Consider the following 16,083-nt stretch of genomic DNA (forward strand, 5'->3'; position numbering starts at 1 on the left):
TTAATTATGACCCATCTTAGTTTAAATACAATCATTGCGCGATGCACCACACGCCTTAACGTATTAATTTTATTGTTTTAAACATCGCTGCTATTATCACTTTCTTAATAACAATAAACCAAAGGAATACAATGAACACGCCACGCTTTAAATTAAGTATGAGCGCCCTCATAGTCGCAAGTACATTAGCGCTAACCGCCTGCGAAGCAGAAATAGCCATAGACACTAGTGATTCAGCACAGACCGAGAAGCCTCTTACAAAACAAGATGCCAATGCATTTATTGCCAAAGCCGAGCAAGAGCTAAGTGAGCTTTACCTAGAGTCGAGCCGCGCTGAGTGGATTTACGCAAACTTTATAACACACGACACCTCGGCGTTATCTGCCGAAGTTAATCGTAAAATGACCGAGTCGGTCGTACGTTTAGCCAATCAGGCAGCCCAATTTGACGACTTAGCGCTTGATTACGATGCACGCCGCAAGCTTAATAAACTTAAACTTGCGCTTACTTTACCCGCTCCTCAGGACGCCGAAAAAACAGCCCAACTTTCAACTATTGTGGCAGAGCTAGGTGGTTTATACGGTAAAGGTAAATACTGTAAAGACGATGGCAGCTGTTTAAGCCTTGGTGATATGACCGCAAAAATGGCCACCAGCCGTGATTACAACGAGCTACTTGATTTATGGCAAGGGTGGCGTCAAATTTCAAAGCCAATGCGCCCACTTTACGAGCAGCAAGTAACCCTTACAAACGAAGGGGCTAAAGAGCTAGGTTATGCTGATACCGGCGCAATGTGGCGCAGCAAGTACGATATGCCAGCTGATGACTTTACAACCGAGCTTGACCGCATTTGGGGGCAAGTAAAGCCACTTTATAACTCACTGCATTGCCATGTACGCGCTAAATTAGGCGAAAAATACGGCACCGACAAAGTAGCCCAAGATGAGCCTATTCCTGCGCATTTATTAGGAAACATGTGGGCACAAGCGTGGGGTAACATTTACGATGTGGTCGCGCCAGAAAACGCCGATCCGGGTTACGATGTTACCGAGCTATTAGCTAAAAATAATTACGACGAGCTAAAAATGGTTAAAGGTGCTGAAACCTTTTTTACCTCAATGGGGTTTGAGCCATTGCCCGAGACCTTTTACGAGCGTTCGTTATTTGTAAAACCAAAAGACAGAGACGTGCAGTGTCATGCCTCTGCTTGGAATATAGATAGCAAAGACGACTTACGCATTAAAATGTGTATTCAACGCACCGGCGAAGAATTTTCTGTTATTCACCATGAGCTAGGCCACAACTTTTATCAGCGCGCTTATAATAAACAGCCTTTATTTTATCAAGAAAGTGCCAACGATGGTTTTCACGAAGCCATTGGCGACACCATTGCTTTATCGGTTACACCCGGTTACTTAAAAGAAATTGGTTTACTCGAGCAAGTACCTGATGAGTCAAAAGACATTGGCTTACTAATGAAAATGGCGCTAGATAAAGTCGCCTTTGTGCCCTTTAGCTTAATGGTTGATCAATGGCGCTGGCAGGTATTTTCGGGCCAAGTAAAGCCACAAGATTATAATAAAGCGTGGTGGGAGCTACGTGAAAAATACCAAGGTGTGAAAGCGCCTATTGCACGTAGCGAAGATGACTTTGATCCAGGTGCTAAATACCACGTACCAGGCAACACTCCTTATACACGTTACTTTTTAGCCCATATTTTACAGTTTGAATTTCACCGCAGCTTATGTGAAATAGCCGGTAACGATAAAGCCATTCACCGCTGCTCTATTTATAATTCAAAAGAAGCAGGGGATAAGCTAAACGCAATGCTAGAAATGGGCTCTTCTCGTCCATGGCAAGAAGCCCTTGAAACCATCACAGGCAAGCCGCAAATGGATGCAACCGCTATGCTTGATTACTTTGCACCGCTGCAACGCTATTTAGATGAGCAGAACAAAGGTCGTAATTGCGGCTGGTAAAACTTTTACCACGGTTAATTTAAGTTGAAATAACAAAGCCCGCTACAGTAGCGGGCTTTTTGTTCAGTAACTAACTTTTGGTTAAATTAGAACTGTAAGCTTACATTTGCAAAGTAAGCATCGTAATCAGAATCATCCCAGTTATTACCGTAACCTGCTTCTAAACCAACATTGTTATTGAAAAAGTGTTGAGCACCAAAAGCGTAGTCATCGTTCTTATTAACTGTAACAAACACCGATGTTGCTTTACTGAAATAGTAGTTAGATGCTAATTCCCAGCTACTAGAACCGCCATCAACATCTTCAAATTTACCTTCAACAGTTAAGTAGTTACCTTGCTGTAAATCAACAAAGTACTTAGCTGCTACTGCACGGTAATCAAACTCGTCATCTGCTGTTACTGTAAAGCCGATATAATCAGTGCTGTTTAATTCGTGGTTATATGCTAGGTCAAACACAAACTGATTGTCAGCATCTTCAACATCTACAAACGTTGCTTTTAATACAAGGTTTGGATTAAAGAAGTAACCAGCTGAAAGTTCAATTACATCCGTGCTTGAGCCAAAATCACTATCGAAATTATTGTACTGCGCACCTAGTACAAAATCTTCTACAAAATACTCACCGCCAACGCTAGTAACGTCTAAAAAATCATTATCACTGTATGCACCATAAACATTTGTTTGCTTATTGATGTACTCAAATTGATCGTAAGGACCTAACGTCGCTTTTGGAGAAAAGTAATAAGTTGAGTCAACACTTACCGTGTCATCTCCATCAATGTCCATGTATCCTACGTGGCTGATAGATTGGTAAGTATCGGCTGCCATTGCAGTAGATGCAGCGCTTGATAATAAAATACTCGAAATGATAACGGCTAATTTTTTCATTTTAAATTCCCTATAAATGTTATTTTCTATGCTTGGGCCGTGTAGCCAAAGTCGGGCCGCATCCTAACAACAAATAATGAACAAAAAATGAATGAGAGAACAAATTAAACACAATATCAACCACTTAAATTGTTAATCATTCCGTACAAATGTAAATATAAAGCACACCTTAAATCTACAGTAGAATTATATCTCAGCATTTAAACTTCAAAAGTAATAAATAAGGTACAAACTGTCGCTAAATTGAATACAACTTAACTATTCGATAAACCTCATCAATATAACTATCCCTCATTATATTTTTCTCATTTTTCAAAAACATTATTATTTTTAATTTAAAAGATGCTATTTAGATGAGCAGAACAAAGACCGTAATTGCACCTGGTAAAACTTTTACCACGGTTAATTTAAGTTAAAAACAACAAAGCCCACTACAGCAGCGGGCTTTTTATGCTTTTAATTAAGTACAGGGCTTAATTAAAACTGAAAACGCATGTTTGCAAAGTATGCATCGTTATCAGAGTCATCTGCATTGTTCTCGTAACCTACTTTAAGACCAATGTTTTTATTGATGAAGTGCTGAGCACCAAAGCTGTATGTATCTTGCTTGTTGTAGTTAGCAAATACCGAGGTTGCTTTTGAGAAGTAGTAGTTAGTTTCTGCTACCCACTGGTTTTCTGCATCTTCAATGCTCTCGTATTTACCTTCAAACGTTAAAAAGTTACCTTGCTGTAAGTCAATAAAGTACTTAGCTGCAACAGCGCGGTAATCAAAGTCGTCATCAGATGTAAGTGTTACACCTACGTAGTCTGTGCTGTTTAGCATGTGGTTGTATGCTAAATCAAACAAAGCAAAGTCATCGCCGTCTTTGTTTTCAACAAGCGTTACTTTTGCTAATAAATCAGGGTTAAAGAAGTAGCCACCAGTTAACTTGTAAAGCTCACCGTTAGAGCCCGAATCTGGGTCAAGGTTTTCGTAAGATGCGCCAACAACAAACTCATTAATAAAGTATTCGCCACCAATGTTAGTAACATCGCCAAAGTCGTCATCAGCATAACCGCCGTAAACGTTAGTTTGTTTATTAATGTACTCAAACTGATCGTACGGACCTAATGTTTTTTTAGGAGATAGGTAATAAATAGAGTCTACAGCAACGGTGTCGTTGTTATCGCTATCTTTGTAGCTTAAATTACTGATTGAATTGTAGCTGTCTGCAGCAGCCGCAGTGCTAGATAATAAAATGCTTGAAATAATAACTGCTAATTTTTTCATTGTAAGACTTCCCTTTGTGCATTGCTTTTTATGCTTTAGCTCATTGACTAAAGTGGGGACATGCTAACGCTGAGAAACTGAATGAAAACTTAATTAAGCAGTTGTATTTATTAAGTTAATTGTAAGTAGGTGTAAGAAACTGTAAATTTAAAGTAGTTGCAACATATAGTCAACAACTACTTAAAACATGTTCAGCAAACTAAAGCGCATGCTGACTTATTACACGATAAACTTCGTTAATATTATCGCCCGATTTAAACTCTTTACTAATAGGCGTTGGGTCTGAACCAATCCAAATTTTAAGCTCTGCATCTAAATCAAAGTGCCCTGCACTTTCTTTACTAAACTTAGTAATTTTAGAATAAGCAATACTCACCATTTCCATTTTAGAGCCGGTCATACCTTGCTTATCAATTAAAATTAAACGCTTATTAGTAAAAATAAACATATCGCGAATCACCTTATAGGCTTTTTCTACTTGTTCGCCATCTATTAGGGTATTGGCAAGTACTTTTTCTAAATCAGAATCATCTACTTCGCTTGCATTTCCCATTAAACCACTGAGTAGTCCCATTATGCTTTCTCCTGTGTAAATATTTGATTTTCTAAGGTGTGACCATTTACTAACTGCCTATATTGCCAGTTTTGTTGATGGCAAAAGTTTAATAAAGCAATATCAAGTGGCTCACCGGTTGGCTGGTACTCAATCACGTATTCTTTATGTTGGCTCATATACACACGGCTTACACCTGCTAACGCCTGCAGTTGCTGCTCCACATTTTGATACGCCTCGTTGAGCATTAAGGTATAAAAGTGAGTATGCGTATTGTTGTCTTTTGTTTGGTGCTCGCTCAAAATGCCCTTATCTAGGTGGAGCACTTGGGAGCATAATCGCTCAAGTTCGGTTAAATCGTGCGAACTTAAAATAAAAGTGGCTTCATCGCTTAAGCTCGATACCAGCTCTCGCACCTCTCTGGCATGAATAGGGTCAAGCCCTGCTGTGGCTTCATCAAGCATCACTATTTTCGGCGAGCCAATCAGCGCTTGCGCTATCGTTACCCGTTTGCGCATACCGTGAGATAAATCGCCCGCACGCTGTTTAGCGACTTCTTTTAAGCCTACCAAATCAAGTACCCGCAGCGCTTCATTGTGGCTTTGTTTAGCGCCCATGCCTTGAAGCTTGCCATAAAACGCCAGTTGCTTATCTATATTAAAACGCGGATCTAACTGCGCATCTTGCGGTAATGCACTCACTTGGTTGAACAACGCTGCACTACCAGGCTTATGCCCTAAAATACTGAGCTCACCGTGGCTTGGGTTAATATAGCCGCACAATAAACTAAATAATGTGGTTTTACCGGCGCCATTAGGACCCACTAACGCCACAGGTGCGCCTTTTTGAATTTCAAAGCTTACGTTGTTAAGTGCTTGCTTTGCGCCATACGATTTACTCAAGCCGCTGGCTTTTATTAATACGCTCATAGCGAACTCCTTGTAAATATTCGATGCGCAATCGCTATAAATACAGCACTTTGAATAAGCGGCACACCTAAGGCACTTAATAAAGGTAGGTTTTGCCCAGCTAAAAGCTCAGAATTAACCCCAGGGAAAAGGTAATCGAGCGCATTTAAAGCCGGTACTTGCCACGCCAATATACCCACAATAATGCCGCCACCAGCAAAATATAAAATGGCTAACACAATTGCTAAACGAGACGAGCGAGCAAACGTGTTAATCAAACTCATTAATGCCACAAACGGGCTAAGTACCACCACCATTATTATAAATATAGAAACCGCACGGCTTAACCCCCCCATTAATAGGCTAGGCTCTCTGTAACCAAGTACGCCAAGGGTTGCCACTAGGGTAATAGCTAATAAACACGCTAACACGCCAAGCTGACCTAAAAAACGGCCAAATAAAATTTCAAACCGTGTAGAGCGCAATGATAAAAACCGTAATGTGCCGCGCTCTCTATCGCCAACGGTTTGATCGCTTGATATAAAAATAGCAAACAGCGGAAAGCTATACAAAGCGATTAGCCAGTACATAGCAAATTCGGCCTCAGGCCAATCAAGCAACTTACTTAAACCAATACTGCCTGAAATATCGCGTGCCATTTGTTCAAAATTGGGCGCACTAATAATGCTGACGGCTTGGCCTATCGGGTAGCGTAAAATAAGTAACCAAACAAGGGCAAAGGCGGCCATTGCAATTAAGCCGCGCTTGGTTAAAAACATACGTACTAGCTCAAAACCCGCTATTTGGGTTAATCGCCCTATGTTCACTAATAATGATGTTGCCATTGGCTTTCCTTAATGACGTTGCTCATGCTTTAAAATAAAGCGTAATGTAACAACAGTAAGTGTAAACACCTTGAATTACCAGCAAAAAAAAGCTCACCATAAGTGAGCTTTGTAACAAACCGTTTAAATGTAACAGGCCAAATTTTGTTTATTTAGCCTATTTTTATAAATGCTGTTGGTATACCTCAAGCGCTTGGCTTAAGTCATTAATTAAATCATCAATGTCTTCAAGGCCAATATGCAAGCGAATAACAGGGCCTAAATCCCAGCCAGTGTTCGAACGTAAACCTTTCATGGTTAAATTGGCGGTGACTAAACTTTCAAAGCCGCCCCACGAAAAGCCCATTTTAATGTGCTCAAGGCTATCTAAAAACGCATCAATGGCTTTTTGGTTTCCGGTTTTCATTACAAATGAAAACAATCCATTGCTGCCATCAAAGTCGCGCTTAAAAAATTCATGCCCAGGGCAGCTTGCAAATGCAGGATGGCGAATATGATCAACTAACTCATGTTGCTCAAGCCATTTTGCCACCTCTATAGCCGCCTTTTCGTGCTGATTTAAACGCACTGCCATAGTACGTAAGCCTCTAAGCGCTAAATAGGCATCATCTGCGCTGGTGCATTGCCCTAATAAGTACGACTGCTCACGTAGGGTTGGCCAGTACTTTTTATTTGCCACTGCTACACCCATCATTACATCAGAGTGGCCAACAATGTACTTAGTTGCTGCTTGAATACTAATATCTACACCGTGTTCAAGTGGGCGGTAATGCAAGCCATTGCCGTAGGTGTTATCAAGCATGGTCATAATATTATGCTCATTGGCTACTTTTACCATGGCAGGTACATCTTGTATTTCCATGGTTATAGAGCCAGGCGATTCTAAAAACAGCACTTTTGTGTTTGGCTGAATATACGCCTCAATACCTGCGCCAATCGTGGGTGGGTAATAAGTGGTGGTAACACCTAGTCCCGCTAAAATTTTATCGCAAAAATCACGCGTAGGTTCATACACGTTATCAACCATTAAAATATGATCGCCCGCTTTTACAAACGACAATAACGCTTGGCTTATTGCCGCAGCGCCGCATGGATAAAGTGCGCAGCCTTCGCCGCCTTCAAGCTCGGTTATCGCCTCTTGCAGTGCAAAATGTGTAGTTGTGCCACGGCGGCCATAAAATAATGTTTTATCACCGCGAGTTTTAGCGGCCTCTTTTAATTCGGCCACGCTGTCAAATACAATTGTAGAAGCGCGTTGTACTACGGGGTTTACCACACCATGGGTGTAGGCTTTTTTACGCCCCGTTGATACTAACTGGGTATTTTTATTTTTGCTTGTCGACATTACCAATCCTTAAGCCTTATTTGAAAGCCATTGTTCAATTAAAAAACGCGAAATTGAATCGACCCGAGGGAGTTTATAATGATCGCCTTCATCGCCCATATTGCCAAACGCCTTAACTTCTTCGCGCGTAAACCATTTGGCATCGTCTAATTCGTCTTTATCTACGTTTATTTGCTCAGTTTTAGCCTGAGCAATAAAACCCAACATAATAGAGGAAGGAAATGGCCAAGGTTGTGAGGCAATATAACGTACATTATCAACGTCAATGCCTGCTTCTTCTTTAACTTCGCGCGCTACAGCTTGCTCTAGTGTTTCACCTGGATCTACAAAGCCTGCCAATGACGAATACATGCCTTGTTGCCATATTGCTTGGCGACCCAATAAACAACGCTCTATTCCATCTTCAAATACTTTAGTAACCACCATAATTACCGCAGGGTCAGTGCGTGGAAATGTAGGATGCTTACAGTGCTCGTTTTCACATAGGCGTGAATGCCCTGCCTCTACTAATGTATTTTTACTGCCACAACGCCCACAAAAACTATGCGTCGCATGCCAATAACATAAGCCACGCGCAAGTGCGGCGATAGAGCCATCTTGTATATCAACGTGAGGGCCATATTGGCGTATATCAAAAAACTGTGCGTCGCCTATAACACACTTGAGTTCGTCATCGTGTATGGCTGAAACATCTAACGCAAACACACCCTGTTGCTCGGTATTTGAGCCTATATAAATAGCGTTTGATAAATCTAAATGGGCAATTTGCTGATACGTTAAGTAGCACACTTGAGCTGCGTCTTTATAAAACAAAGTGTGGTTATTATTCACCAAAAGCCACTTACTTTGTGCCGACATTTGTGCGTTTAACCACGCCGCGTTTTTACGAAAATTAGACCCGCGGTCTAATGGCATGTCGCTGTAATAAAGCATGTGAGTCCTCAATAACATGGTATGGCGTAAAATTACCATAACCGCTGAGCAAACCCAATTTATTACAGCAATAAAAAAAGCCTATATTAGCTATATAGGCTCTTTATTAAAAACTCTCATGTTGCAGGCACTTAGCCGCTATATTTTATGCTTTAGAGTAGCAAGCTATCATCAATTAAATGAAACTGTTCTGCACTTTGCTTAAGCACCTCTGCGGTTAACTTATCGGCGCCGTACACATCGCACGGTACATTGTATTGATTTTTTAAATGCCCTAGCAATAACGCAAAGTCGCCATCACCAGAGAGCAAAATAACTTTATCGAGGTTTTTGCCTTGCTCTAGCATATCTATTGTTATGCCTACATCCCAATCCCCTTTTGCGCTGCCGTCACGGCGCTGAATAAACGGCTTTAGTTTTACCTCAAAGCCAATAGCACGCAATATATTTTGAAACTGGTTTTGTTTTTCATCACCGCGGTGAATGGCATACGCAAATGCACAATCTATAGAATACTGCTGCTTCATGTGCGCCCAAAATGCATTGTAGTCAAAGTTTTTACGGTAACTTTCGCGGCACGTGTAATAAATGTTTTGTACATCAACAAAAATACCGACACGTGGCTTACTGATTTGCTGATCGTTTTGTAAAGTCATTTGTTTCCTTAAGTGCTCACAGCTCAGCGCAGCTGAAATAAAACGCCATTAACGAGTGAACCTTGCAATTTTGTTTTAAGTAACCTAAATTGGTTACTTAACTAAATGTAACCAAATTTGGTTACCTGATTCTATGTAACTGCATTAAGTTACTTTTTGGATTTTTATGATTGGTGTGATCAGCGGCGATATAATTAAATCGCAAAAAATACCTAAGCAGCAATACGATGCCATGCTTTATCAGCTAGAGCAAAGTTTGCGTGCAATTAGTGATAATACCTCACTGTGGACCATATACCGAGGTGATGCTTTTCAGTTACAAATAAATCAAAGCGAGCAGTTAATTAAAACCGCTATTATCATTTATTTGCATTTAAAGTCGGCAGGTTACGAGCTACGCCAAAGTATGGCCTTAGGTGAGGTAGACAACCCACGCAGCGATATAAAAACAGCCACCGGCTCGGCCTTTGTGCTCTCAGGGCAAGGCCTTGATAAAATAGCCAACCATCGCTTTACCTTACAGGTAGCAAAGCACACCCTAGATGAGGGCTTTAGTCTTAACCTTGCCTTTGTTGATACCTTACTTAGCAAAATAACGCAAAAACAAGCCAATGCGCTTTACGTGTATTTAACCCAGGCCGATAACAGTCATGCAGCACTGGCAAAAGAGCTTAACACCAGTCGCGAAAATGTCACTAAATTGCTTAATTTAGCAAATTATCAGCTTATAGAGCGATTTATAGTACACGCTAAACAGGTCATAACAACGATTGTAAAAGGAAGTGAGTAATGGGGTTTTCGTTATTATTAGCGGCATTAATTATAGGCCACCTAGTCAGTGACTTTTTTTTACAACCAATGAGCTGGGTAAACGATAGAAACACCCACCACTTTAAAGCTCAAAAGCTCTACCTGCATGTATTAGTACACGGTGTGGTTAGCGCCGTTATTTTAGCGCTTTGGGAATATAGCTATGGCTGGCAACAACTAAGCACCGTGTTACTTTCAACAGCTGCAATTATGCTTAGCCACTACCTAATAGATATTGCTAAGTCGTATTCTAACAAAGGGGTTGTGCCCTTTTTACTCGACCAAATCGCGCATATAGCCGTAATAATAGCGCTGTGTATTTATATAACTGATAACCAAAGTTTAATCGCGTACGTAAGCGCACTTGCCACAAACCCTAAAGTGCTTTGGGTTGTATGCGGATATTTAATTATATTAAGCCCAAGTGCCGTATTTATAAGAATGATGCTTGAAAGGCTCACCGCTAACTTTTCAAGTGAGGGCAGCTTACCGTTGGCCGGACAAAGCATTGGCATGATAGAGCGAGTACTTATGCTCAGCTTTATATTACTTGACCAATTTGCTGGGCTTGGCTTTTTGCTAGCTGCCAAGTCGGTATTTAGGTTTGGCGATTTAAGTGCCAGTAAAGATAAAAAGCTCACCGAGTACGTTATGCTAGGCACCTTACTAAGCGTTAGCGTTACCTTGTTTGTGGGTTTAGGCGTTAATTCGTTGATCAGGTAAGTATAAATTACAAATAATAAAAAACGCGCTACTTCTATTAAAAAGGTAGCGCGTTTTTTTATCGGCGTTTAATTAAAGGCCAATACAATCTTTAATAATGATTAATCGTTATTTGGGCGACGACGGCGCTGGCCATTACCACCTACCGATTGGCGCTTTGCCCATGGGCTTTGTGCGTTGTCATCGGTTTTGGCTGCTGGTTTTTTAGAACCACCACGACGAGGGCCGGTACCGCTTCCCCCATTGTTTGGTTTTTTGCTGTTCGGCTTATCAGACTTAGGCTTGTTAAACGGCTGCTTTGCTTTTTTAGGCTTTTTAGGTTTAATTGGGCGAGCATCTAATGCGCGCTCAGGTACTGGGCTAGTTGGTTCAAATCCAGGCTCTTCAGCGCGAGGGATTAGCTCACCAATAAAACGTTCAATACCGTATAAATCAGCGGCGTCATCGGCTGTTACAAACGAAATAGCATGCCCTGATGCACCAGCACGACCGGTACGGCCAATACGGTGAACGTAATCTTCGTATACGTTTGGTAAGTCGTAGTTAACCACATGCGGAAGCTCAACAATATCAAGGCCACGTGCCACAATATCAGTCGCTACTAGTACGCGTACTTCACCACTTTTAAAGCCATCTAATGCTTTAACACGAGCGCCTTGTGATTTATTACCATGAATAGCGGCGCCTACTATGTCGTCGCGCTCAAGCTGTTTAACTAAACGGTTTGCACCGTGCTTGGTACGGCTAAACACTAATACTTGTTTCCAATCGTTGCTACGAATTAAATGGCTAAGTAATGCGGTTTTGCGCGATTTATCAACAGCGTAAACGCTTTGCGTTACGCTTTTAGCAGTGGTGTTTTTTGCCGCAACTGATATTTCAACAGGGTCGTTAATTAACCCTTTTGCTAATGCACGTATATCATCTGAAAACGTTGCCGAAAACATTAAGTTTTGGCGTTTAGGCGGCATTTTGGCAATCAGGCGTTTAATGTCGTGAATAAAGCCCATATCAAGCATGCGGTCCGCTTCATCAAGTACCAGCACTTCAACATTATCAAACTTAACCGCGTTTTGATTATGTAAATCGATTAAACGCCCAGGCGTGGCCACTAAAATATCAACCCCTTTACGAAGGCGCTGCATTTGTGGGTTTATTTTTACGCCGCCGTACACTACAAACGAACTTACATCAGAGTGCTTAGCGTATTCTTCAACGTTTTCGCTTACCTGCAAAGCCAGCTCACGCGTGGGCGCTAAAATAAGGGCACGTACGTGGTTACTTTTTGCTTTACTGCCTTTAGATAGCAGCTCAATTAGCGGTAAAGTAAAACCAGCGGTTTTACCTGTGCCTGTTTGTGCAGCCGCCATCACATCGCGACGTTCAATAATTGCAGGAATTGCTTGAGCCTGAATAGGCGTTGGCGTTTCATAGCCCTTTTCTAAAACCGCGTTAACTAAAGACTGTGATAAACCTAAACCATCAAAACTCATAAAATCTCTCAATAAAATAAAGGCCAAACCGGCCAAGGGCGCATTATACGCAACTAACTTAGAAATGCATGGAAATATTCACTTAGCAAATTAAGTGCTAACCTTAGAGTAGCTAATAACAATACAAATCAACGCTATGACATTAAAAACTAAAGCAAACCAAATAACACTTAAGCAATGCCTAGAAAGTATAGATTCAAAGCGTATTGAAGACACACAAACCTTACTAACCCTGTTTGAAAAAGTCACAGGGGCAAAGCCTGTTGTATGGGGTAAAGATATTATAGGGTTTGACCAATACAGCTATAGGTACGACTCCGGCCGCACAGGTGAATGGCCAATCACAGGGTTTTCACCACGCAAAACTAAGCTTTCTATTTATATTATGCCTGGCTTTGATCACCCCAAAATAGCGGCATTATTAAATAAGCTTGGTAAACATAGCCTAGGTAAAAGCTGTTTGTACGTGACAAAATTGGAAAATATCGATTTAGCTATACTTGAGCAAATAATTGCTGAGTCGGTTTTAATAATGAAACAAACTTACCCAAAAAATTAATACCAACCCGCTTAATTAAGTGATCTATTTTGAGAATAGATAAACGTGTTGATAGCTAGACAATAAATTCGTTATTTAGTTGTTCTCGGCAATTGCTCCTGCATTGCTCTACCTTCTGCATCCATATAGTCATAAATGAGAATTTTTTAACGCAGATAGCGACACGTTTAGCCCCTAAAAATGATTCAACATTATTGCGGATTGGTATAACCTTGCTTAAAAACAACAAAAGCGGCTAAAAGCCGCTTTTGGTTTATATTTAACTCAATAAATATAACGTTATTTAACACCTAACTCGCGTAAACGCTCTTGTAGGTAGCTGTCTGCCGTGTAACGCTCAGAAAGCACAACATCAGGACGTGGGTGTAAAAACAGTGGTAAAGAAATACGCGACTTAGTCGACGCTTTACCTGTTGGGTTAATTACACGGTGAATAGTCGATGGGAAGTACCCGCCCGACGCTTCTTGTAACATGTCACCAATATTAATAATTAAGCTACCAAAGTCACATGGCACATCTAGCCAACCGCCATCAGTTTTTTGAACTTGCAGGCCTGGCTCGTTCGATGCAGGTAACACAGTTAATAAGTTAATGTCACCATGTGCTGCAGCGCGAATTGCACCTGGCTCTTCATCACCTGTCATTGGCGGGTAATGTAAAATGCGTAACAATGTTTGCTCAGAATCAGCAATCATGTCTTTTAAATCGATAGAAAACTTAGCACGTACATCGGCTGGTGCCTCTGCTTGAACCCAGCTTAAAAGCGTTGCTGCAAATTCGTTAGCTAAGCGGTAGTACTCACGCACGTCGGCTTCAAGCTCTGCAGGCACGCGACCTTTAGGGTAAACATGAAAGTACTCTTTAATGTCTTTTACTGTAAAGCCTTTAGCTACCTCAGATACAGAAGGCGGGAAATAACCGTCTTGCGTTTCTTTAGAAAATAAAAAGTCGTGCTTTTGCTCTGAATTAAAAAAGTCTTGCCATTTTTCGTAAATAGACTCAACTAAAGATTGCGGGATTGGGTGATTTTTTAATACACCAAAACCGGTGTTTCTTAACGATTCAACAAAGTGAGCAGCCGCATCGGGAGCTTTATAATCAACAGTAGGTAATTGCATTGTACGTTCCAGTGAATAGGTTGTTAGAAGTGAGCTGCTTTAAAATATAGCTAATTAGCCAATATAAAGTAGCAAAACCTTCATTATAGCGCTGTGCGAGGATAGACAAACCACCCAAAAAACATAAGGACAAATGTCCTCACGATGAAATAGTAAGCAGTTTGCTAGATCAAGATCAAAGCATAATAAACATTGAAATTACACTAGTTAGTGCTTATATCTTATCTATTATTGTAACGTATTTTAATGAAACACTAAGGCTCTTCTATGCGACAAAAAGTATCTTTTAAAAGCGGCGATTTAGAACTTGCAGGCCAGCTTGAACGCCCAGCCGGCGATGTAAAGTTTTATGCTTTATTTGCACACTGCTTTACCTGTGGTAAAGATATTGCTGCCGCTACGCGCATAAGCCGCGCCCTTACCCAACAGGGTATTGCCGTACTGCGCTTTGACTTTACCGGCCTTGGCAATAGCGACGGCGACTTTGCAAACAGTAACTTCTCATCAAATATTCAAGATTTAGTGGCCGCAGCCGATCACCTGCGTACGCACTTTGATGCGCCGCAGTTATTAATTGGCCACAGCTTAGGCGGCGCTGCCGTACTGGCTGCTGCAGAGCATATTCCTGAGGTATCGGCTATTACAACAATTGGCGCTCCTTCAGATGCGCAACACGTTGCACATAACTTTGAAGCCCATTTAGACGAAATAAACGCCGCAGGTGAAGCTAAAGTTAGCTTAGCTGGGCGCGAATTTACCATAAAAAAACAATTTGTAGAGGACATAGCAAAGTACGACCGTAGCCATATAGGTAAATTAAAACGCGCACTTTTAGTTATGCACTCCCCTGTTGATGCCACGGTTAATATTTCAGAAGCCGAGAAAATTTATGCATCAGCCAAACACCCAAAAAGCTTTATTAGCCTCGATAACGCCGACCACTTACTGAGTAATAAAAACGATGCCGAGTACGCTGCTACGCTTATTGCTAATTGGGCAAACCGCTACGTTAAATATGAGCAAAGCAACTACAGCGCAAAATTAGAAAACGGCAAAGTACTGGTTGAAGAAAAAGATCATATATTTACTCAGCACGTAAGTACTAAAGATCATACATGGCTTGCCGATGAGCCATTAAAAGTAGGTGGCAGTAATTTAGGCCCCGATCCTTACGACCATATACTCGCAGGCCTAGGCGCGTGTACCTCAATGACACTGCGTATGTATGCAACCTTAAAAAAGCTGCCGCTTGATCATATAAAAGTAGAGCTTGAACACACCCGCGACTATTACAAAGATTGCGACAACGGCGAATGTACCCAAAACCTAGAGGCCATTACCCGTAAAATTACCCTACGCGGCGACTTAACCGAAGCACAGCGCCAGCGTCTGCTAGAAATAGCCGACAAATGCCCAGTGCATAAAACCCTACATAACAGCCCAATTGTAGTAAGTGAATTAGTTGAGTAACTAAAACAAAAATAGCGCAGCTGTGGCTGCGCTATTTTAGATGTTCAATAAAGCAATCTCACAATCTGAGATAAAATATAGAGGTTGAATAATAGGTACAGTTCTAATAGTTTGTTAGTTAAATTATACAAACAAAACAGGTATCGAGTTAACTTTATCTGAGCTAAAACAAATTGAATTGGCTATGCTAATTATCCCAAAAGCATTAACAACTTTTATTAATATATTGCACAACCCTGCTAACTTAGATAAAAAGAAAAAAGAAAAATTCGAATCAATTATGAAACAATATGGTTTTGTTAATTCAATTAATTTTGAAGCAACACGAACATTTTTAATCCGCCAAGCGCGTAAAGTAATAAACCTTATCGGCTCCATGCTTTTAAATCCTCATAAGCTTTATAAATGCGCAGGGTTTGGCGATGCTACTTATTATGACAGATATGGAATTATAGGGTTTGGTAAGAGCTTTTTTTAGCGTAGGTACTGATAGAAAAGTAGATACTATTGTTCATGAGTTTAGTCACG

General features: G+C 40.9%; 16 protein-coding genes. 6 read left to right on the forward strand and 10 right to left on the reverse strand.

Going from position 1 to position 16,083, the window contains the following annotated elements; genetic code table 11:
* Nucleotides 1–131: 131 nt before the first annotated feature.
* On the forward strand, nucleotides 132–1,979 hold the full coding sequence (locus tag PSH54_RS19560) for a M2 family metallopeptidase (protein WP_273606913.1): 1,848 nt from the start codon (nucleotides 132–134) through the stop codon (nucleotides 1,977–1,979).
* A gap of 86 nt (nucleotides 1,980–2,065) precedes the next feature.
* Here PSH54_RS19560 and PSH54_RS19565 read toward each other — a convergent pair whose 3' ends face one another.
* The 8 genes from PSH54_RS19565 to PSH54_RS19600 form a co-directional block, all read right to left on the reverse strand.
* Nucleotides 2,066–2,869 carry a putative porin gene (locus tag PSH54_RS19565; RefSeq protein ID WP_273606914.1) on the reverse strand — a complete coding sequence of 268 codons (804 nt, stop codon included), beginning with the start codon at nucleotides 2,867–2,869 and terminating at the stop codon, nucleotides 2,066–2,068.
* 477 nt (nucleotides 2,870–3,346) lie between these two features.
* A complete protein-coding gene (locus PSH54_RS19570; protein WP_004589517.1) occupies nucleotides 3,347–4,141 on the reverse strand; it encodes a putative porin in 795 nt (264 codons plus the stop codon).
* A 199-nt stretch (nucleotides 4,142–4,340) separates the two neighbouring features.
* Nucleotides 4,341–4,715: a PH domain-containing protein gene (locus tag PSH54_RS19575; RefSeq protein WP_004589518.1), complete on the reverse strand. Its 375-nt coding sequence runs from the start codon at nucleotides 4,713–4,715 to the stop codon at nucleotides 4,341–4,343.
* On the reverse strand, nucleotides 4,715–5,623 hold the full coding sequence (locus PSH54_RS19580) for an ABC transporter ATP-binding protein (protein ID WP_024033654.1): 909 nt from the start codon (nucleotides 5,621–5,623) through the stop codon (nucleotides 4,715–4,717). Before PSH54_RS19580 ends, PSH54_RS19575 begins: the two co-directional genes overlap by 1 nt.
* Nucleotides 5,620–6,447 carry an ABC transporter permease gene (locus PSH54_RS19585; RefSeq protein ID WP_273606915.1) on the reverse strand — a complete coding sequence of 276 codons (828 nt, stop codon included), beginning with the start codon at nucleotides 6,445–6,447 and terminating at the stop codon, nucleotides 5,620–5,622. Before PSH54_RS19585 ends, PSH54_RS19580 begins: the two co-directional genes overlap by 4 nt.
* A gap of 163 nt (nucleotides 6,448–6,610) precedes the next feature.
* Nucleotides 6,611–7,792: a cystathionine beta-lyase gene (locus tag PSH54_RS19590; protein WP_054983889.1), complete on the reverse strand. Its 1,182-nt coding sequence runs from the start codon at nucleotides 7,790–7,792 to the stop codon at nucleotides 6,611–6,613.
* A gap of 9 nt (nucleotides 7,793–7,801) precedes the next feature.
* Entirely contained in the window at nucleotides 7,802–8,725 is a 924-nt protein-coding gene (gene nudC / locus PSH54_RS19595) for an NAD(+) diphosphatase (RefSeq protein ID WP_273606916.1), read from the reverse strand.
* A 152-nt stretch (nucleotides 8,726–8,877) separates the two neighbouring features.
* Nucleotides 8,878–9,381 (reverse strand): LabA-like NYN domain-containing protein, encoded by a 504-nt coding sequence (locus PSH54_RS19600; RefSeq protein ID WP_004589523.1) that lies wholly within the window; start codon nucleotides 9,379–9,381, stop codon nucleotides 8,878–8,880.
* Nucleotides 9,382–9,547: 166 nt separating this feature from the next.
* Between PSH54_RS19600 and PSH54_RS19605 the strand changes: the two genes are divergently transcribed.
* Together PSH54_RS19605 and PSH54_RS19610 are read left to right on the forward strand one after the other, a co-directional pair.
* Nucleotides 9,548–10,171 carry a hypothetical protein gene (locus PSH54_RS19605; RefSeq protein ID WP_273606917.1) on the forward strand — a complete coding sequence of 208 codons (624 nt, stop codon included), beginning with the start codon at nucleotides 9,548–9,550 and terminating at the stop codon, nucleotides 10,169–10,171.
* Nucleotides 10,171–10,914, forward strand: coding sequence for a DUF3307 domain-containing protein (locus PSH54_RS19610; protein WP_273606918.1), 744 nt, complete (start codon nucleotides 10,171–10,173; stop codon nucleotides 10,912–10,914). The genes PSH54_RS19605 and PSH54_RS19610 overlap by 1 nt, the downstream gene beginning before the upstream one ends.
* A 101-nt stretch (nucleotides 10,915–11,015) precedes the next feature.
* Here the strand turns inward: PSH54_RS19610 and PSH54_RS19615 are convergent, their stop codons facing one another.
* Nucleotides 11,016–12,407 carry a DEAD/DEAH box helicase gene (locus PSH54_RS19615; protein ID WP_154945833.1) on the reverse strand — a complete coding sequence of 464 codons (1,392 nt, stop codon included), beginning with the start codon at nucleotides 12,405–12,407 and terminating at the stop codon, nucleotides 11,016–11,018.
* Nucleotides 12,408–12,543: 136 nt separating this feature from the next.
* Here PSH54_RS19615 and PSH54_RS19620 point away from each other — a divergent pair, with 136 nt between their 5' ends.
* A complete protein-coding gene (locus PSH54_RS19620) occupies nucleotides 12,544–12,966 on the forward strand; it encodes a DUF1801 domain-containing protein (RefSeq protein WP_024033661.1) in 423 nt (140 codons plus the stop codon).
* A gap of 279 nt (nucleotides 12,967–13,245) precedes the next feature.
* On the opposite strand, the gene PSH54_RS19625 is transcribed toward PSH54_RS19620, so the two are convergent.
* The gene (locus tag PSH54_RS19625; RefSeq protein WP_004589526.1) at nucleotides 13,246–14,085 is read right to left on the reverse strand and encodes an isopenicillin N synthase family dioxygenase; all 840 of its coding nucleotides are present in this window, start codon (nucleotides 14,083–14,085) and stop codon (nucleotides 13,246–13,248) included.
* 267 nt (nucleotides 14,086–14,352) lie between these two features.
* On the opposite strand from PSH54_RS19625, the gene PSH54_RS19630 reads away from it, so the two are divergent.
* Together PSH54_RS19630 and PSH54_RS19635 are read left to right on the forward strand one after the other, a co-directional pair.
* The gene (locus PSH54_RS19630) at nucleotides 14,353–15,555 is read left to right on the forward strand and encodes a bifunctional alpha/beta hydrolase/OsmC family protein (protein ID WP_024033663.1); all 1,203 of its coding nucleotides are present in this window, start codon (nucleotides 14,353–14,355) and stop codon (nucleotides 15,553–15,555) included.
* A gap of 184 nt (nucleotides 15,556–15,739) precedes the next feature.
* Nucleotides 15,740–16,033: a hypothetical protein gene (locus PSH54_RS19635; protein ID WP_248444353.1), complete on the forward strand. Its 294-nt coding sequence runs from the start codon at nucleotides 15,740–15,742 to the stop codon at nucleotides 16,031–16,033.
* Nucleotides 16,034–16,083: the final 50 nt, after the last annotated feature.

Origin of the sequence: Pseudoalteromonas sp. Angola-30, assembly GCF_028599215.1 — a bacterium.
Taxonomy (GTDB): Bacteria; Pseudomonadota; Gammaproteobacteria; order Enterobacterales; family Alteromonadaceae; genus Pseudoalteromonas; species Pseudoalteromonas atlantica.